The organism is Caulobacter sp. GW821-FHT10A06, from assembly GCF_059415805.1.
The window spans coordinates 195921-211261 of sequence record NZ_JBWKNY010000007.1; the positions used below are offsets into that span (position 1 = coordinate 195921).

General features: G+C 67.8%; 15 protein-coding genes and 1 pseudogene. 11 read left to right on the top strand and 5 right to left on the bottom strand.

Annotated elements, in window-relative coordinates; all coding sequences use genetic code 11:
• Window positions 1–155 precede the first annotated feature (155 nt).
• The 6 genes from AC07NF_RS21785 (at window position 156) to ahpF (ending at window position 6974) form a co-directional block, all read left to right on the top strand.
• Window positions 156–500 (top strand): DUF4870 family protein, encoded by a 345-nt coding sequence (locus AC07NF_RS21785; RefSeq protein ID WP_494627284.1) that lies wholly within the window; start codon window positions 156–158, stop codon window positions 498–500.
• Window positions 501–503: 3 nt separating this feature from the next.
• Window positions 504–905: a DUF4870 family protein gene (locus AC07NF_RS21790; protein ID WP_492815471.1), complete on the top strand. Its 402-nt coding sequence runs from the start codon at window positions 504–506 to the stop codon at window positions 903–905.
• A gap of 154 nt (window positions 906–1059) precedes the next feature.
• Window positions 1060–2049, top strand: a complete 990-nt coding sequence (locus tag AC07NF_RS21795) for a tetratricopeptide repeat protein (protein WP_494627281.1) — start codon at window positions 1060–1062, stop codon at window positions 2047–2049.
• Between the two features lie 360 nt (window positions 2050–2409).
• The gene (locus AC07NF_RS21800) at window positions 2410–4404 is read left to right on the top strand and encodes a TonB-dependent receptor domain-containing protein (RefSeq protein WP_494627279.1); all 1995 of its coding nucleotides are present in this window, start codon (window positions 2410–2412) and stop codon (window positions 4402–4404) included.
• Between the two features lie 290 nt (window positions 4405–4694).
• On the top strand, window positions 4695–5258 hold the full coding sequence (ahpC, locus tag AC07NF_RS21805) for an alkyl hydroperoxide reductase subunit C (protein ID WP_492815474.1): 564 nt from the start codon (window positions 4695–4697) through the stop codon (window positions 5256–5258).
• Between the two features lie 129 nt (window positions 5259–5387).
• Window positions 5388–6974: an alkyl hydroperoxide reductase subunit F gene (gene ahpF, locus AC07NF_RS21810; RefSeq protein WP_494627277.1), complete on the top strand. Its 1587-nt coding sequence runs from the start codon at window positions 5388–5390 to the stop codon at window positions 6972–6974.
• A gap of 10 nt (window positions 6975–6984) precedes the next feature.
• On the opposite strand, the gene AC07NF_RS21815 is transcribed toward ahpF, so the two are convergent.
• Entirely contained in the window at window positions 6985–7866 is an 882-nt protein-coding gene (locus tag AC07NF_RS21815; RefSeq protein ID WP_494627275.1) for a hypothetical protein, read from the bottom strand.
• Window positions 7867–8010: 144 nt separating this feature from the next.
• Here AC07NF_RS21815 and AC07NF_RS21820 point away from each other — a divergent pair.
• Window positions 8011–9126: pseudogene (locus AC07NF_RS21820) on the top strand (phosphatidylinositol-specific phospholipase C1-like protein); the annotation flags it as partial.
• A 288-nt stretch (window positions 9127–9414) separates the two neighbouring features.
• The gene (locus tag AC07NF_RS21825; RefSeq protein WP_494655333.1) at window positions 9415–9792 is read left to right on the top strand and encodes a phosphatase PAP2 family protein; all 378 of its coding nucleotides are present in this window, start codon (window positions 9415–9417) and stop codon (window positions 9790–9792) included.
• 3 nt (window positions 9793–9795) lie between these two features.
• Here the strand turns inward: AC07NF_RS21825 and AC07NF_RS21830 are convergent, their stop codons facing one another.
• Window positions 9796–10668, bottom strand: coding sequence for a DUF8189 domain-containing protein (locus AC07NF_RS21830; protein WP_494627273.1), 873 nt, complete (start codon window positions 10666–10668; stop codon window positions 9796–9798).
• Window positions 10669–10780: 112 nt separating this feature from the next.
• Entirely contained in the window at window positions 10781–11671 is an 891-nt protein-coding gene (locus AC07NF_RS21835; RefSeq protein ID WP_494627270.1) for a branched-chain amino acid aminotransferase, read from the bottom strand.
• An 80-nt stretch (window positions 11672–11751) separates the two neighbouring features.
• Between AC07NF_RS21835 and AC07NF_RS21840 the strand changes: the two genes are divergently transcribed.
• The 3 genes from AC07NF_RS21840 to AC07NF_RS21850 are packed head-to-tail and all read left to right on the top strand — an operon-like array spanning window position 11752 to window position 14296.
• Window positions 11752–12258: a MarR family winged helix-turn-helix transcriptional regulator gene (locus tag AC07NF_RS21840; protein ID WP_492815479.1), complete on the top strand. Its 507-nt coding sequence runs from the start codon at window positions 11752–11754 to the stop codon at window positions 12256–12258.
• Window positions 12255–12956 (top strand): response regulator, encoded by a 702-nt coding sequence (locus AC07NF_RS21845; protein ID WP_492815480.1) that lies wholly within the window; start codon window positions 12255–12257, stop codon window positions 12954–12956. Before AC07NF_RS21840 ends, AC07NF_RS21845 begins: the two co-directional genes overlap by 4 nt.
• A complete protein-coding gene (locus AC07NF_RS21850; protein WP_492815481.1) occupies window positions 12956–14296 on the top strand; it encodes an ATP-binding protein in 1341 nt (446 codons plus the stop codon). The genes AC07NF_RS21845 and AC07NF_RS21850 overlap by 1 nt, the downstream gene beginning before the upstream one ends.
• 108 nt (window positions 14297–14404) lie before the next feature.
• Here AC07NF_RS21850 and AC07NF_RS21855 read toward each other — a convergent pair whose 3' ends face one another.
• Both AC07NF_RS21855 and AC07NF_RS21860 read right to left on the bottom strand, forming a co-directional pair.
• Window positions 14405–14794 (bottom strand): VOC family protein, encoded by a 390-nt coding sequence (locus tag AC07NF_RS21855; RefSeq protein ID WP_494627266.1) that lies wholly within the window; start codon window positions 14792–14794, stop codon window positions 14405–14407.
• Window positions 14791–15330: a TetR family transcriptional regulator gene (locus AC07NF_RS21860; RefSeq protein ID WP_494627264.1), complete on the bottom strand. Its 540-nt coding sequence runs from the start codon at window positions 15328–15330 to the stop codon at window positions 14791–14793. Before AC07NF_RS21860 ends, AC07NF_RS21855 begins: the two co-directional genes overlap by 4 nt.
• Between the last annotated feature and the right edge of the window lie 11 nt (window positions 15331–15341).

The following is a 15341-nucleotide window of genomic DNA, read 5'->3' on the forward strand; positions in this document are numbered from 1 at the left end:
GCTCCGCGACAGCTCCCCCGCATCGCGGGGGAGCATCTAAGTTACGCCACCTTCATTTGCATCGCACCGCCAACCGCGCGACCATTGAGCCAACGACGTTCTCTTAGGCTCAAGCTTTGTCCGACCCCGTTACAGAACCCCTCGGCGACCCCGCCGTGCCGCCCCGGCTGCAGGACGACAAGACCCTGCCCGGCGTGGTCTACGCCCTGCACATCGCCGGCGCGCCGACCGGCGGTCTCACCTGCCTGATCGGGGCGATCATCGCCTATATCAGCCGCAAGGACGCGCCCGAGTGGCTGGTCAGCCACTACGAATTCCAGATCCGCACCTTCTGGCTGGCTCTGGCGTTCAGCGTGGTCAGCATCATCCTGACGCCGGTCGGCATCGGCATGGTCGCCCTGGTCGCCACGGGTGTCTGGCTGGTGGTGCGCGGCGTCGTCGGCCTGTCGGTCCTGCTGAAGGGCCAACCCTATCCCACTCCCAAGAACTGGATGCTCTAAGCCATGACCGACACGACCGTCATCGCCCCCCGCGCGGAAGAGGACAAGATCCTGCCCGCCGTGGTCTACGGCCTGTATCTGCTGGGCTTCACCAACGGCCTGACCTTCATCATCGGCCTGATCGTCGCCTATGCGAACCGCGACGGCGCCGGACCGATCAACGAGAGCCACTACACCTTCGCCATCCGGACCTTCTGGCTGTCGATCGCCTGGTTCCTGATCGGCGGCGCGCTGATCCTGTTCGGCATCCCGATGCTGATCGTGCTGGTCGGCCTGCCGATGATCATCGCCGGCGGCCTCATTCTGGGGGCGGTCGGCCTGTGGTTCGTGGTCCGCTGCATCATGGGCATCTATTATCTGGTCCGTGGCGAGGGCTATCCGCGTCCTCGCGCATGGCTGATTTAGAGGCGCCGTCCGCGCCAGGCGCCTACCAACGGGTCAGCGTCGCCGCTAGCTTCCCCTGCCGGTTGAGACGGCTCGACGGGGATAGGGTGGTACGCTGACTTGTGCGCCCTGGCGGTGGGACGCCCTTTTTCTGGGTGACGTTCGGGGGGACGTGATGCTGGCGCGACTGGTTGGGATCATCTTGGGGGTGCTCCTGGCGACATCGGGATACGTGGTGGCGGGCTGGGGCTCGCTGGGGACATGGGCCACGTCTCTCGATCTCGGACCGTTCGAGCCGCATCGCCCCACAGCCGGTGCGGCGGCGGCGATCGTGGGCGGAGGGCTCATCATCGCCGCCCTGCTACCCCGCCGTAAGCGCAAGAAGAAACCCGCGCCGATGGCGTTCGGGATGGAGCTGGAGCCGGCCGCCGTGCAGGCCCAGCCCGTGAGCGCCCCGCCGGTCCACACGCCGGCCCCGGCACAAGCTCCGCAACCGCAGCCCGTCGCGCCGCCGGTCATGCCGGTCGCCGCCCCGGCGCCGCAGCCGGAAGCGCCGCCTTCGCCGCCCAAGCCCGAGACCTTCGCCCAACTGCGCGCCCGCCTGGTCGCGCTCAGCCACGACGGCTCGTGGGCCGAAGCCGCCCGCATCCTGCAGTCGATGAAGCGCGTCGCCCATACCGACGAGGAGCTGGCCGTCGTCTATCGCGACCTGGGCGACTTCGCGCGCGGCCAGGGCCAGGCCGACGACGCCGCCGAGGCCTATGAGACCTCGGTCTCCTACGCCCGCTCGGTGCGCCAGGCCCGTCCGAACGACGACAGCGCCGAACTGCTGGCCGGCGCGCTCTCCGGCGTCGGCGACGCCGCCGAGGCCGAGGGCCGCCTGGACGCCGCCCTGTCGGCCTTCGAGGAGGCCCTGGCCCTACGCCGCTCGCGCGGCGGCCGCGAAGCCGGAGACACCCAGGCCCAGCGCGCTTTGTCGGTGAATCTGGAGCGCCTGGCCGACCTGCGCGAAGACCGCGGCCACCGCATGCGGGCCCTGGACCTCTACCGCGAAAGCTACGACATCGCCGGCCGCCTCGCCGCCGCCGACCCGGCGCGGTTCGGCCCGGACCTGGCGGCGACGCGGGCGCGGCTCAACGAGCTGGAAGCGAAGATCCAGGGGTGATGTCCCGCTCCCCTTGCGGGAGAGGGTGGCCTGCGAAGCTGGTCCATTGCGGACATCCGAACCAAGCCGGTTCGAGCAGGACGCATCTGCTTTGAGACCTTGCGACCGTGCGTCCTGAACCTTCGCGGAAAATACAGCAGCCCGCCGCCACCCAAGCTTGACAGCGCCTCGGCCGCCACCCCTAGGTTGCTCGGTTTTTTACAGCCTTCAGGGTGAGATGCGGCGATGAGAGTTTTGCTTGGCCAGTTGGGCCTCGCCGTTATTTTTGTCGCTCAACCCGTCCTAGCCCAAGCCCCCGCGTCGCCCGCGCCAGCCAACAAGATCGACGGAGTCGTCATCTCCGCGCCCTCGCAAGCGGGCGTGCAGACCCGGATCGATCGCCGGAGTTACAGCCTCTCCGACGACCTACAGGTCAAGACGGGTTCGATCGGCGATGCGCTGGGCAATCTGCCGTCGGTCGAGGTCGATCCGGAGGGGAACCTTTCGCTGCGCGGCGATCCGAACGTCACCATCTTGGTCGATGGCAAGCCCTCGGGCCTGTTCAAGGGCGCGGGTCGCGCCGCCGCCTTGCAACAGCTGCCCGCCGACCGATACGCGCGGGTGGAGATCATCACCAACCCGTCGGCCGCCTTCGACGCCAACGGCTCGGGCGGGGTTATCAACCTGATCAGCAAGAAGGCCAAGGGGGCCGGAATCACCGGCTCACTGCAGGCCAATGTCGGCGACCAGGGCCTGGCGAACGGCGCGGGGAACGTCGGCTACAACTCCAGCAAGCTGTCGCTGAACGGTGACCTTTCCGTCCGGCGAAACATCCTCAAGAAAAGGACCCGCGAGCACCGTGACCTGTCTGGCGATGTCGAGAGCGACGGCGTCTATCAGGGGCGCACATCCGCCTATTTCGGCAACCTCCATCTGTCGGCCGAATACGCGGCCGGCGAGCGCACGCAGCTTTCCGCCGACGCCCACCACCTGCGGCTCGACTGGGTCACCCATGAGGCGGACGCCTTCGACATCCGCGCCCCGGGACGCGAGACCTCGTCCACGCGCGTCGGCCGCAAGACCTATCGGGTCTATGACGACGAGATCGAGACTCAGCTGGTGCGCAAGTTCGCCGGCGAGGATCACGACCTGACGCTGGACCTTGATCACAGCGCGACAATCAACAAGGACCGCCAACCCTACGCCTACCTGAGCGGCGCACCGGCGTCGGGCGCCTATCAGGCCATGGACTTCGACCAGCACCAGACCCTGACGCGGCTTTCCGCCGACTACCGCAAACCTTTGCCGAAGGACGCCAAGTTGACGGCCGGCGCCCAGGTCGAAGACGACGGCTATCTCTACGAGAACGGCGGCGCGCGCGGAGCAGACGCGGCGACGGCTCGCCCGGACCCCAGCCTGACGAACCGCTTCCACTACGGCCAGGTGGTCTCCGCGGCCTATGCGACGCTGGAGCGGCCGTTCGGCAAGCTGACCGCACTGATGGGACTGCGCGTCGAGAGCGCGCGGATCACGACCGAGCAGCTGACTTTGGGCGGGACGCATCGCGACACCGACACCCGCGCCTTTCCGTCACTGCACCTCAGCTACGCCCTCGACGATCAGCGCCAGTTGAAGGGGTCCTACACACAACGCATCGAGCGGCCCGATCCCGACGATCTGAACCCGTTCCCCAACACCGCCGGCGCGCTGACGGTCACGGCCGGCAACCCGGCCCTGAAGCCGGAGGAAACCCTTGGCGTCGAGGCTTCCTACGAGTATCGCGACGGCCCGGCCTATCATCTGGCGACGGTGTTCTACCGGGACATCCGCGATACGGTCACCGACATCGTCACGCCGCTGAACGCCGGGACCTTGCTGTCGACCAAGCAGAACCTGGGCCGCAAGCGCAACGTCGGTCTGGAGCTATCGGTGGGAGGGCGACTGACCTCCAGGCTCACCTACACCGCCAGCACGACGGCGACCTATTCCGAGATCGACGCCGAAGGCTTGACCGGCGCGAAGAGCCGTTCGGCGCTGTTGGTCGGTGGCAAGGGTTCGCTGAACTGCCAGATCACCTCCGCCGATCTTTTCCAGCTGAACGCCCAGCTCCGCGCCAAGCGCCTGACGCCGCAAGGCTACGCGCCGGCCAGCAGCACGCTGAACCTGGGCTTTCGCCACAAGATCGACGAACGCCTGTCGCTGGTCGCCACTGCGCGCGACGTGCTCAACACCAGCCAGGCCCGGGAATACGTCACCCAGCCTGGCCTGAGACAGAGCGTGGACTACGACAACAATTCGCGCCGTTTCACGCTGGGTCTAAGCTACGCCTTCGGTGGCAAGTCGAAGAAGCCGTCCAACTTCGATTACGGCGGCTGACCTAGGCGACATGGCTCTCCCCCAACGGGGGGAGGAGCGCTCATCCGCCTCCACGGCCAAGCTTTCCCACAAGTTTTTATGACCGCGCCTTACGCACGACCCGCCCAAAAACCGTACTCGACATTCGATAATTCATCATCCGACCAACCCGGCCGGCCGTCAAACCCCGGACCCATCTCGCTTTTGCGAGATTGATAGATCCACTCTATCGTCAGAACTAGTTTTATCAATTTGATTAATCGGAAACCCGTTCGCTACAAGGGCGCATCGTTTTTCAACCGGAGCGTCTCATGTCGCTGATCAACACCGAGATCAAACCCTTCACCGCCACCTCGTACAAGGAAGGCAAGTTCGTCGACGTCAGCGACGCCGACCTGAAGGGCAAGTGGTCGGTGGTCTTCTTCTACCCGGCCGACTTCACCTTCGTCTGCCCGACGGAGCTGGAAGACCTGGCTGACAACTACGACGTCTTCACCCGCCTGGGCGTCGAGATCTACGCCGTGTCGACCGACACGCACTTCTCGCACAAGGCCTGGCACGACAGCTCGCCGGCCATCGGCAAGATCAAGTACCACATGGTCGGCGACCCCTCGGGCACGATCACCAACAACTTCGAAGTGATGCGTCCGGGCGTCGGCCTGGCCGACCGCGGCACCTTCCTGATCGACCCGGAAGGCGTGATCCAGTTCACGGAAACCACCGCCGAAGGCATCGGCCGCAACGCCATCGAGCTGCTGCGCAAGATCAAGGCCGCCCAGTACGTGGCTTCGCACCCGGGCGAAGTCTGCCCGGCGAAGTGGGAAGAGGGTGAAAAGACCCTGGCCCCGTCGCTCGACCTGGTCGGCAAAATCTAAGACTTAGCTACCCGCGCCGCCGCTCAGTAGGCGGCGGCGCGACCTACCCGATCGTTCGCTGCGTTCGATCTCCTCCCCCGACATTCGAACGCCTACCTTTCCTCCCCCTCAGCTTTTTGGGAGCGCCTCATGCTGGACGCTGGTCTGAAGACTCAACTGACTGCCTATCTGCAGAACCTGCGCCAGCCGATCGAACTGGTCGCCTCCCTCGCCGATGACGCGGGGTCCAAGGAGATGCTGGCGCTGCTGGAAGACGTCGCGTCGACGTCGGACAAGGTCAGCCTGAACCTGGCCGGCGACAATGCGCGCAAGCCCTCGTTCGCCATCACCCGCGCCTCGGGCGATGCGGACGTCCGTTTCGCCGGCCTGCCGCTGGGTCACGAATTCACCTCGCTGGTGCTGGCCCTGCTGCACGTCGGCGGCCACCCGCCGCGCATCGACGCGGAGGTGATCGAGCGGATCAAGGCGCTGGACGGCGACTACCGCTTCGAAACCTATTTCTCGCAGTCCTGCCAGAACTGCCCCGACGTGGTGCAGGCGCTGAACACCATGAGCGCCCTCAACCCGCGCATCACCCACGTCGCCATCGACGGCGCCCTGTTCAAGGCCGAGGTCGAGGAACGCCAGGTCATGGCCGTGCCGACCATCCTGCTGAACGGCGCGCCGTTCGGCCAGGGCCGCATGGACGTCGAACAGATCCTGGCCAAGCTGGACACCGGCGCCGCCGATCGCGCCGCCGAGAAGATCAAGACCAAGGACGCCTTCGAGGTGCTGGTCATCGGCGGCGGTCCGGCCGGCGCGGCCGCGGCGATCTACGCCGCCCGCAAGGGGATCCGCACCGGCGTGGCGGCCGAGCGTTTCGGCGGCCAGGTGCTGGACACCATGGCCATCGAGAACTTCATCTCGGTGCCGCACACCGAAGGCCCCAAGCTGGCCTCGGCGCTGGAGCAGCACGTCAAGGACTACGAAGTCGACGTGATGAACCTGCAGAAGGCCGTCGGCCTGGTCCCGGCCAAGGCGCCGGGCGGCCTGCACGAGATCAAGCTGGAGAACGGCGCGTCCTTGAAGGCTCGCACCGTCATCCTGTCGACCGGCGCCCGTTGGCGGAACGTCAACGTCCCCGGTGAAGCCGAGTACCGCAACAAGGGCGTGGCCTACTGCCCGCACTGCGACGGCCCGCTGTTCAAGGGCAAGCGCGTGGCGGTGATCGGCGGCGGCAACAGCGGCGTCGAGGCGGCCATCGACCTGGCCGGCATCGTCGCCCACGTGACGCTGATCGAGTTCGACAGCCAGCTGCGCGCCGACGCCGTCCTGCAACGCAAGCTGGCCAGCCTGCCCAACGTCAAGATCGTCACCTCGGCCATGACCACCGAGATCCACGGCAACGCCGGCAAGGTCTCGGGCCTGTCCTACAAGGACCGCAACCACGACAGCGTCCACCGCGTCGACCTGGAAGGCGTGTTCGTCCAGATCGGCCTGGTGCCCAACACCGAGTGGCTGAAGGACTCGGGCGTGGCGCTGAGCAACCGCGGCGAGATCGAGGTCGACTATCGCGGCGAGACGTCGATCCCCGGCGTCTTCGGCGCGGGCGACGCGACCACCACGCCGTACAAGCAGATCATCATCGCCATGGGCGAAGGCTCCAAGGCCTCGCTGTCGGCCTTCGACTATCTCATTCGCCAAGTGCCCGCGAACGAGGAGCAGGAGGCGGCTTAAGGCCTCTGGATCAGGCCTCTTCCCGTTCGATCAACGGCGGGAAGAGGTCGGCCAGGGCCTCGACGATCTCGGCGCCGAAGGTCTCGCCATTGATCGACGCCAACCATTTGCCGGTGCGGAGGTCGTGGAGCGCGTACGACGACGTCTCGATATCCTCACCCTTGGTCGCGATGTGCTCGCGCGGAACCGTCCACCGGAGACGACCGAAGCGATAGTAGGCCAGGCTGTCGTTCGTGAGCTCCAGGCGCTCGCCAAAATGGACGGCGGGCCCGGCCACCGTGATCAGGCCGACAAAGCCTGCAATACCCCAACGCGCCCATGGATCGCGGTCCCAGGTCAGCCAGACCGTGAGAGCGACCATGAACACGCCCCCCAGGCTCGCCTTGATCCAGGCCGGCTTCTTCGCGTGATAGACCCCTGGCGCGAGGGTCGAACGCTCCGCTGGCGGAATATTCGACTGTCTTTCCAGCCACGCCAGCCACCGCTGCCAGCCGCGCCGTTTTCGAGGGTCGCGGAGGAAGCCCAAGACCTCGCGAGCGTCCGCGATCTCGTCTTCGATCTGGGCCGGGGAAAGCCGCGCGATGCGCCGCGGCGCCTCCGGCGTCGCGCGCTTGCGCCTGAAGGGCAAGGACAAGAACGATAAGGCCAGGTTGAAAGCCATGAGGCCAAAGACAAGGGCGATGATCCCGCCGCAGAACAGCAGCCCCTTGAAGGCCCATCGCCCCCAGGCGTAGTCCCCGAACGGCGCCTGGCTGAGGATCAGCAGAAGTCCGACCACGCCCACCGGCCAGGCCAGCAGCCAGAACCACGCCCGCGTATAGACGCCCGCGATCTCCCACCCGGTGCGGTGATCCGGCGGAAACGGCGGCTGTTCGTCGTCGGTCGGCTTCATGCGCGCCCAAGCTCTACCCTGGGAGGCAGAAACCCAAGAACGCCGCTTCGATCAAGTCCAGTCGCCTGGCCGGCGATCCGCCCCTGACGTCAAAGCTTCACAAACCGCCGATAACTGCGACGCTCTGGTTCCCGGAGTTCGCCCATGCTGCCCCTGCTCGCCGCCCTCGCGGTCGCCGCCACGCCCTGCCCCGCCGGCGACGAGAGCGCGCCTTGCGTCCGCGCCCGCATGGACGCTCTGGGCATGAACGACCTGATGGCCGTGGGCACCCACAATTCCTACAAGCTACTGCCGCCGGCCGATGAGATGGCGGCCATGGTCGCGGCGAAGGGCCAGCCGGCCCTGGGCATCGACTACGGCCACCGTCCGCTGGCCGAGCAGCTGAACGCCGGCGCCCGCCAGCTGGAGATCGACATCGTCGCCGATCCGGATGGTGGCCGTTACGCCAAGCCGCTGACGGTGTTCGGACGCGGGACGGTGATGACCCCCGAGGTCGCCGCCGCCATGGCCAAGCCGGGCTTCAAGACTATCCACATGCCCGACGTCGACTTCCGCAGCTCGTGCGTGACCTTCGTGGCCTGCCTGAAGGAGGTCCGCGCCTGGTCGGACGCTCACCGCGACCACGCCCCGATCCTGATCATGATGAACGCCAAGGAGGGCGCGGCGACCATCCCCGGCGGCGTGGTCCCTCTGGTCTTCACCGAAAAGCTCTATGACGACCTGGACGCCGAGATCCGCTCGGTGTTCGGCGACGACCGCCTGATCACCCCCGACCAGGTGCAGGGCAAGGCCAAGACCTTGCGCGAGGGCGTCCTGGCCGGCGGCTGGCCCAAGCTGGGCGCGGCGCGCGGCAAGGTGTTCTTCGCGCTCGACGAGTCCCCGGAGAAGGTCGCGATCTATCGCGGCAAGCGCGCCTCGCTGGAAGGCCGGGCGGTGTTCATCAACACCGACGAGGCCTCGCCCGCCGCCGCCTACCTGACACTCAACGATCCGATCGGCCAGAAGGACCGCATCGCCGCCGCCGTGAAGGCCGGCTTCATCGTCCGCACCCGCGCCGACGCCGACACCTGGGCCGCGCGTAAGAACGACGTCGCCCAGCGCACCGCCGCCCTGACCAGCGGCGCGCAATATGTCTCGACCGACTACATGTGGGCCGACCCGCGCCTGCCGGGCGGCTACACCGTGCGCCTGACCGGCGGCGACGTCGCCGTCTGCAACCCCGTCCGCGCCGCCAAGGCCTGCAACGGCCTGGCGATCGAGGCCCTGCCCGGCGCGCCGACGCGCGGCTATCTGCAACCCGCCGCCCGTCCGGACCTGACCAAGATCTTAGCCCAGCCGCCCGAGCCCGGCTCGCCCCGCGCCCTGGCCGACGCGGCGATCTTCGACCAGACCCGATCCCTGAAGGACACCCCGCGCTGGAAGCAGGCGACCGACGACGTCACGGGCACGGCCTTCCACCACTTCGAAGCCGCGCTGGACGTGACCCTGACCCCGGCCAACGCCCCGATCCTCAACGCCCTCTTGGAACGCGCCGGCGACGACCGCTCGGTGGTCGGCCTGGCCAAGACCCACTGGGGCACGCAGCGACCGTATGTCGGCAAGGACGCCGCGCCCGTCTGCGAGCCCAAGCGCGCCGACCTGACGGCCAATCCCGACTATCCGTCGGGCCACTCGGCGTTCGGCGAGCACGTCGCCATGATCCTGGCCGAGGTGGTCCCCTCGCGCGCCGACGCCCTGTACGCCCGCGGCCGCGACTACGCCCAGAGCCGCTGGATCTGCGGCAGCCACACCGTCAGCGCCACCGAGGCCGGCGTGATGTCCGGCGCGGTGATCTACGGCGCCGAGCACGCGTCGGAAGCCTTCGAACGCGACATCGCCATGGCGCGGGCGGAAGTCGCGGCGGCCATGGCGGCGGCGGGGAAGTAGGGCTCAGCCGCCCGGCAGCACGGCCACGCCGGGGGTGTCGGACATCATCGGCGGACACTGGATGTCCGCCGCCCAGGCATTGCCGTCCCAGTGCACGTACCAAAGCGTGCCGTCCTCGTTGTAGCCTTCGTGGAACGCCCGCACATAGCCGTTGAAGCTGACCGCCGCGGGGCTCTCCGACATCCCGCACGGCAGGGTGAAGAACGAGGTCCATTCCGAGCCGTCGTAGCGCATGGCGCTCATCTTGCCGGTGGCCCCTTGGTCGTAGCGTTGGTAGAAGACGTACAGGCGATCGCCGTGGGTCGTGACGGACGGCCAGCCCGCCACGTAGGGCGGCGCAAGCAGCGTGTCCTGGCTCCAGCTGGTCCCGTCATAGACCGTGTACCAGACCCGCAGGTCGGCGTGATTGAACCACCGCCCTTCGTAGCCGATGTGGAACAGGTAGATCTTGCCGCGAAAAACGGTGGCGCTGGGGCTGAACGCCATGCCCAGCGGGATCTGGGTGTCGGCCGACCAGTTCGTCCCGTCATAGGTCATGTGGTACATCGCGCCGGAATTCGAGCCGTCCTGGTGGAAGAGCCAGATCTTGTCGTCATAGACGACGGCGGCGGGGTTCCACGACAGGCCCGCGCCCAGCGACTGATCGGCCGACCACACCCCGTTTTCACAGGTCGTGTGCAGCAGCACGCCTTCGTTGTCGCCGCTGCCCTGCCGGAACACGTGGATCACGCCGCGATAGGCCACGACCGCCGGCCCACCGGTGATGCCGGCATTCAGCGGCGTATCGGCCGACCAGGTCGTCCCGTCCCACGTGGCGCACCACAGCGCGCCGTCGTTCCCGTAGCCCTGATGAAGCACATACAAGGTGTCGGTCATCGCAATACTCCTCCCACGAGTGTTTTTTGCGATGCTCTACCCATCTAAGAAAAACGCCACCCGGGAGAGCCCCGGGTGGCGTCATCACTTCTTGTGACGAGGTTGAGTCAGCTTACGCCGGCTGCAGTTCCTCGTTCCGCACCAGGGCCGCATAGGTGTCCATCAGGTCCAGCGACAGCTTGCCGGGCGTGAACTTGAACTCGCCGATCTCCGAGACCGGGGTCACCTCGGCGGCGGTGCCGACGATGAAGCACTCGGTGAAGGTCGAAAGCTCTTCCTTCTGGATGTGGCGCTCGATGACCTCGATGCCCTTGCTCCGGGCGATGTCGATCACCGTGCGGCGGGTGATGCCGTCCAGGAAGCAGTCGGGCTTGGGCGTGTGCAGCGCGCCGTCCTTGACGAAAAACACATTCGCGCCCGTGGCTTCCGCCACATAGCCGCGATAGTCCAGCATCATCGCGTCGGCGTAACCGTCCTTCTCGGCGGCGTGCTTGGAGATGGTGCAGATCATGTAGAGGCCGGCGGCCTTGGCCGCGACCGGGGCGGTCTTGGGGTCCGGACGCTGGTACTTGGCCCAGGTCAGGCGGATGCCCTTGGCCTTGGTGGCCGGATCGAAGTAGCTGGGCCAGTCCCACACGGCGATGGCGACGTGGATCTTGGTCTGTTGCGCCGAAACACCGATCATTTCGCTGCCGCGCCAGGCGATCGGACGAACATAACAATCTGTGAGATTGTTCTTGGCCGCCGTCGCCTTGCAGGCCTCGTCGATCTCGGCCACGCTGTACGGGATCTTGAAATCGAGGATCTCTGCGGACTTGAACAGGCGTTCGGTATGCTCGGTCAGCTTGAAAATCTCGCCGCCGTACATCCGCTCGCCCTCGAAGACCGACGAAGCGTAGTGAAGGCCATGGGTCAAAATATGCACCTTCGCGTCGCGCCAGGGTACAAATTGCCCGTCCAGCCAGATCCAGCCGTCACGATCGTCGAAGGGAACCAGAGACATCGGCCCAAGACCTCCTTATGGGAAACCCGGCCCTTAGACGCCCCGAGGGCCAACGCGTCAAATAAAATGGACTCTTGGTGATGATAGCCCCGCTACAGCCCGGTTCGGACGATCCCCGTCTGATCCTCCGCGAGGAGGAACTGGATGGCGGGCTGGAACTGATCCTGCTGGCCGAGGCCGCCCTGTGGGCCGCCGTCGACGCGGCGCTGGAGAGCGAGACCCTGGGGCTGGGTCGCTCGCACTGGCGCGCGGCCTTCCTGCTGCGCCGCCGGCCGGGCATCGGGGTGCAGGACCTGTCCAAGCTGACCAGCCTGTCCAAACAAGCCGCCAGCCGCACCCTGGCCGACCTGCAGAAGGCCGGCCTGGTCGAGCGCGGCTCGGGCGACCTGGATGGCCGCCGCCGCCCCGCGACCCTGACCCCCGAAGGCGTGGCCTTCGAGCAGCGCACGGCCGAGCGCCTGCGGGCGCTGCTGGCGCGGGCCTATCGCACCGGCGGGTTGGACGGCGTGGCGGGCGCGCGGCGGATCCTGGCCGCCCTGGCCGGTCCGCGTCAGGGCATCGGCGCCCCGCGACGGACGACTCCATGACTCCGGAAGAGCGCCGCGAGCGCCACATCCTGGTGGTCGACGACGACGACCGCCTGCGCAAGCTGATCAAGGAATTCCTCAGCCGGGCCGGTTTCCGGGTCACCGCCGCCGCCGACGCGGCCGGGGCCGACCGGCTGTTCGGCGCGCTCGACTTCGACCTGATGGTGCTGGACGTGATGATGCCGGGCGAGGACGGCTACGCCTTCACCAAGCGCCTGCGCTCCAAGGGCGGCGAGAGCGGCCGCACGCCGATCCTGATGCTGACCGCCCGCGATCAGACCGCCGACCGCATCGAGGGCCTGTCCAGCGGCGTCGACGACTATCTGGGCAAGCCGTTCGAGCCGCAGGAGCTGCTCTTGCGCATCGAGGCCATCCTGCGTCGCTCGCAGGCCCGGCCGACGGGCAGCAAGGCGCTCAGCCTGGGCAACTGCGCCTTCGACAGCGACCGGGGCGAGCTGACCTGCGACGGCGAAGCCGTGCGCCTGACCGAGGCCGAGGTCACCCTGCTGCGCCGCCTGGCCCGCTCGGCCCACGAGCCGGTCGACCGCCTGGAACTGGCCCGCGACACCGCCGACGCCACCGGCCGCGCCGTCGACGTCCAGGTCACCCGCCTGCGCCGCAAGATCGAGCCCGACCCGAAGAACCCGCGCTATCTGCAGACGGTGCGGGGGGTCGGGTACAGGCTGGCGCCGGATTGATGCCGCTTAGCGCCCGCTTCAACATCCCTCGACCGCTCAAGCGCCTGCTGCCCACCACCCTGTTCGGGCGCAGCCTGCTGATCATCATCCTGCCGGTGGCGGTGATGCAGATCGCCGTGACCTGGGCCTTCTTCGACGCCCACTGGCAGGCCGTGACCTCGCGCCTGTCCGAGGGCCTGGCCGGCGACATCGCCTGGGCCGTGCAGTCCTACGAGGACGATCCCAGCCCCGCCGCCGTCGACAAGCTGGCCAAGCGCGCCGAGGACTCGATGTCGCTGTCCCTGGCCTTCCAGCCGGGCAAGAAGCTGCCGACGGGCCACCGCCCCTCGCTGTTCGCGGCCCTGGACCGCTCGCTGGACCGGGCGCTGGAAGACCGGCTCGACAACCCGTTCTGGTTCGATACCACCCGCTACACGGCCTATATCGACATCCGCGTGCAGGTGCCGGGGGGCGTGCTGCAGATCTACGCCCTGCGCGACCGGGCCTATGCCACCCAGGGCCACATCTTCATCCTGTGGATGGTGGTGGCGACCATGCTGCTGACGGCGATCGCCATCCTGTTCATCCGCAACCAGGTGCGGGCCATCGAGCGCCTGGCCGACGCCGCCGACGCCTTCGGCCGGGGCGAGGATCCCGACTTCAAGCCGCACGGCGCGCGCGAAGTGCGCAAGGCCGCCTACGCCTTCATCGCCATGAAGGCGCGCATCGTCCGCCACATCGAGCAGCGCACGGCCCTGCTGGCCAGCGTCAGCCACGACCTGCGCACGCCCCTGACCCGCCTGAAGCTGGAAATGGCCATGTCCGAACCCAGCGAGCAGCTGGAGGCGATGAAGGGCGATCTCTCCGAGATGGAGCACATGATCGACGAGTACCTGGCCTTCGCCCGCGGCGAGGGCGGGGAGGACGCGCGGGTCGTGGATCTGTCCGAACTGGTCGAAGGGGTGGTCGCTGACGCCGAGCGCGGCGGGGCGATGATCGAGACCGAGATCACCCGAGGGCTGGAGGCAAGGCTGCGGCCGCTGGCCTTCCGCCGGGCGTTGGCCAACCTGATCGACAACGGCGTGGCCCATGCGGATCGGGTGAAGGTCACGGCCACGGCGCGGCTCACCGGCGGGGTCGAGATCGCCGTCGACGATGACGGGCCGGGGATCCCCGAGGACAAGTACGAAGAGGCCTTCAAGCCATTCTCGCGCCTGGACGAAAGCCGGAACCAGAACGAGAAGGGCGTGGGCTTGGGGTTGGCCATCGCGCGGGACATGGCGCGCGGGCTGGGCGGGGACCTGGTGCTGTCGCGGTCGATGATGGGGGGCTTGAGGGCCCTGATCCGGCTGCCGGGCTAGGGGTCGAAACCTCGTCCTTCGACAAGCTCAGGATGAGGTTTCTACTGATACGCAGTGAAAAGTAGTCCTCATCCTGAGCCTGTCGAAGGACGAGGACGGGCCCGCTGCTTAGCCCCGCTCTTCCCAGCCGAAGTCGTAGAACACCCGCAGGTGGTTGCCGTCCGGGTCCCGGGCGAAGAACTCGTAGAGCTTCCAGGGCTGGGCTTGCGGCGGCTCGGCGATGAGCGCGCCGGCGGCGGCCCAGCGGGCGTGGATGGCGTCGACCTCGGCGCGGTCGTTGGCGTTCAGCCACAGCGTGACCGGCCCGCGCGCGCCCAGTGGTTCGCGATAGGCCGCGTCGGCCATGAAGATGCGGCTGTCGCCCTGCGAGAGACCGGCCAGGCCGAGCTCGGCCTCGGCCCAGTCGACCGTGAAACCCAGCTTGTCGCGCCAGTAGACGACGCCCTCGGTGAGGCTGGCGACGGGGACTTCGGGGCAGGCGACCGGGAAGCGGGTCATACGTAGCCGGCGCCGATCTGCTTCAGGCGGTCGGCCATCTGCTTCAGGCGCTTGTCCAGCTCGGCCATGGTGCGGTTCAGAGCGCCTTCGTCGTCGCGCCAGACCTGGACGATGCGGGCCCAGACGGCGGTCATGGCGATGAGGCGCGGCGGGGTGGCCGGGACGCCGGCGGCTTCCAGGATGGCGCGGGCGATGCGGGGGAAGCGGGCGGCCGAGGCCAGCGGGCCTTCGGAACCGGCGATGGCCAGCAGGGCGGCGCGGTGGGGCTCCATCGCCTCCAGGCGGGCCATGGCGGCGTCGAACAGGCGGTCGTGGGGTTCGGCGTTCTCGGGGTAGTCGATCGCCAGGGCGGCGTGGTCGAAGCGGGCGGAGAGGTGGGCCAGGACGGCGGGCTTGCTGGTCGCGGCCGCGTAGAGGTCGGGGAACGGGAGGTCGGCGCGGATGGCGATGTCGCGCAGGGTGACGGCGGGCCAGGCCTTGTCGGCGGCGAGGGCCAGGGCGGCGTCGGCGGCGCGGTCTAGGGTTTCGGCGGTCATGGTGATTCAGA

Coding starts and splice junctions, on each gene's coding strand:
- AC07NF_RS21790 (WP_492815471.1), top strand. CDS start 504: ATGACCGACACGACCGTCATCGCCCCCCGCGCGGAAGAGGACAAGATC.
- AC07NF_RS21795 (WP_494627281.1), top strand. CDS start 1,060: ATGCTGGCGCGACTGGTTGGGATCATCTTGGGGGTGCTCCTGGCGACA.
- ahpC (WP_492815474.1), top strand. CDS start 4,695: ATGTCGCTGATCAACACCGAGATCAAACCCTTCACCGCCACCTCGTAC.
- ahpF (WP_494627277.1), top strand. CDS start 5,388: ATGCTGGACGCTGGTCTGAAGACTCAACTGACTGCCTATCTGCAGAAC.
- AC07NF_RS21815 (WP_494627275.1), bottom strand. CDS start 7,866: ATGAAGCCGACCGACGACGAACAGCCGCCGTTTCCGCCGGATCACCGC.
- AC07NF_RS21830 (WP_494627273.1), bottom strand. CDS start 10,668: ATGACCGACACCTTGTATGTGCTTCATCAGGGCTACGGGAACGACGGC.
- AC07NF_RS21835 (WP_494627270.1), bottom strand. CDS start 11,671: ATGTCTCTGGTTCCCTTCGACGATCGTGACGGCTGGATCTGGCTGGAC.
- AC07NF_RS21840 (WP_492815479.1), top strand. CDS start 11,752: ATGATAGCCCCGCTACAGCCCGGTTCGGACGATCCCCGTCTGATCCTC.
- AC07NF_RS21845 (WP_492815480.1), top strand. CDS start 12,255: ATGACTCCGGAAGAGCGCCGCGAGCGCCACATCCTGGTGGTCGACGAC.
- AC07NF_RS21850 (WP_492815481.1), top strand. CDS start 12,956: ATGCCGCTTAGCGCCCGCTTCAACATCCCTCGACCGCTCAAGCGCCTG.
- AC07NF_RS21855 (WP_494627266.1), bottom strand. CDS start 14,794: ATGACCCGCTTCCCGGTCGCCTGCCCCGAAGTCCCCGTCGCCAGCCTC.
- AC07NF_RS21860 (WP_494627264.1), bottom strand. CDS start 15,330: ATGACCGCCGAAACCCTAGACCGCGCCGCCGACGCCGCCCTGGCCCTC.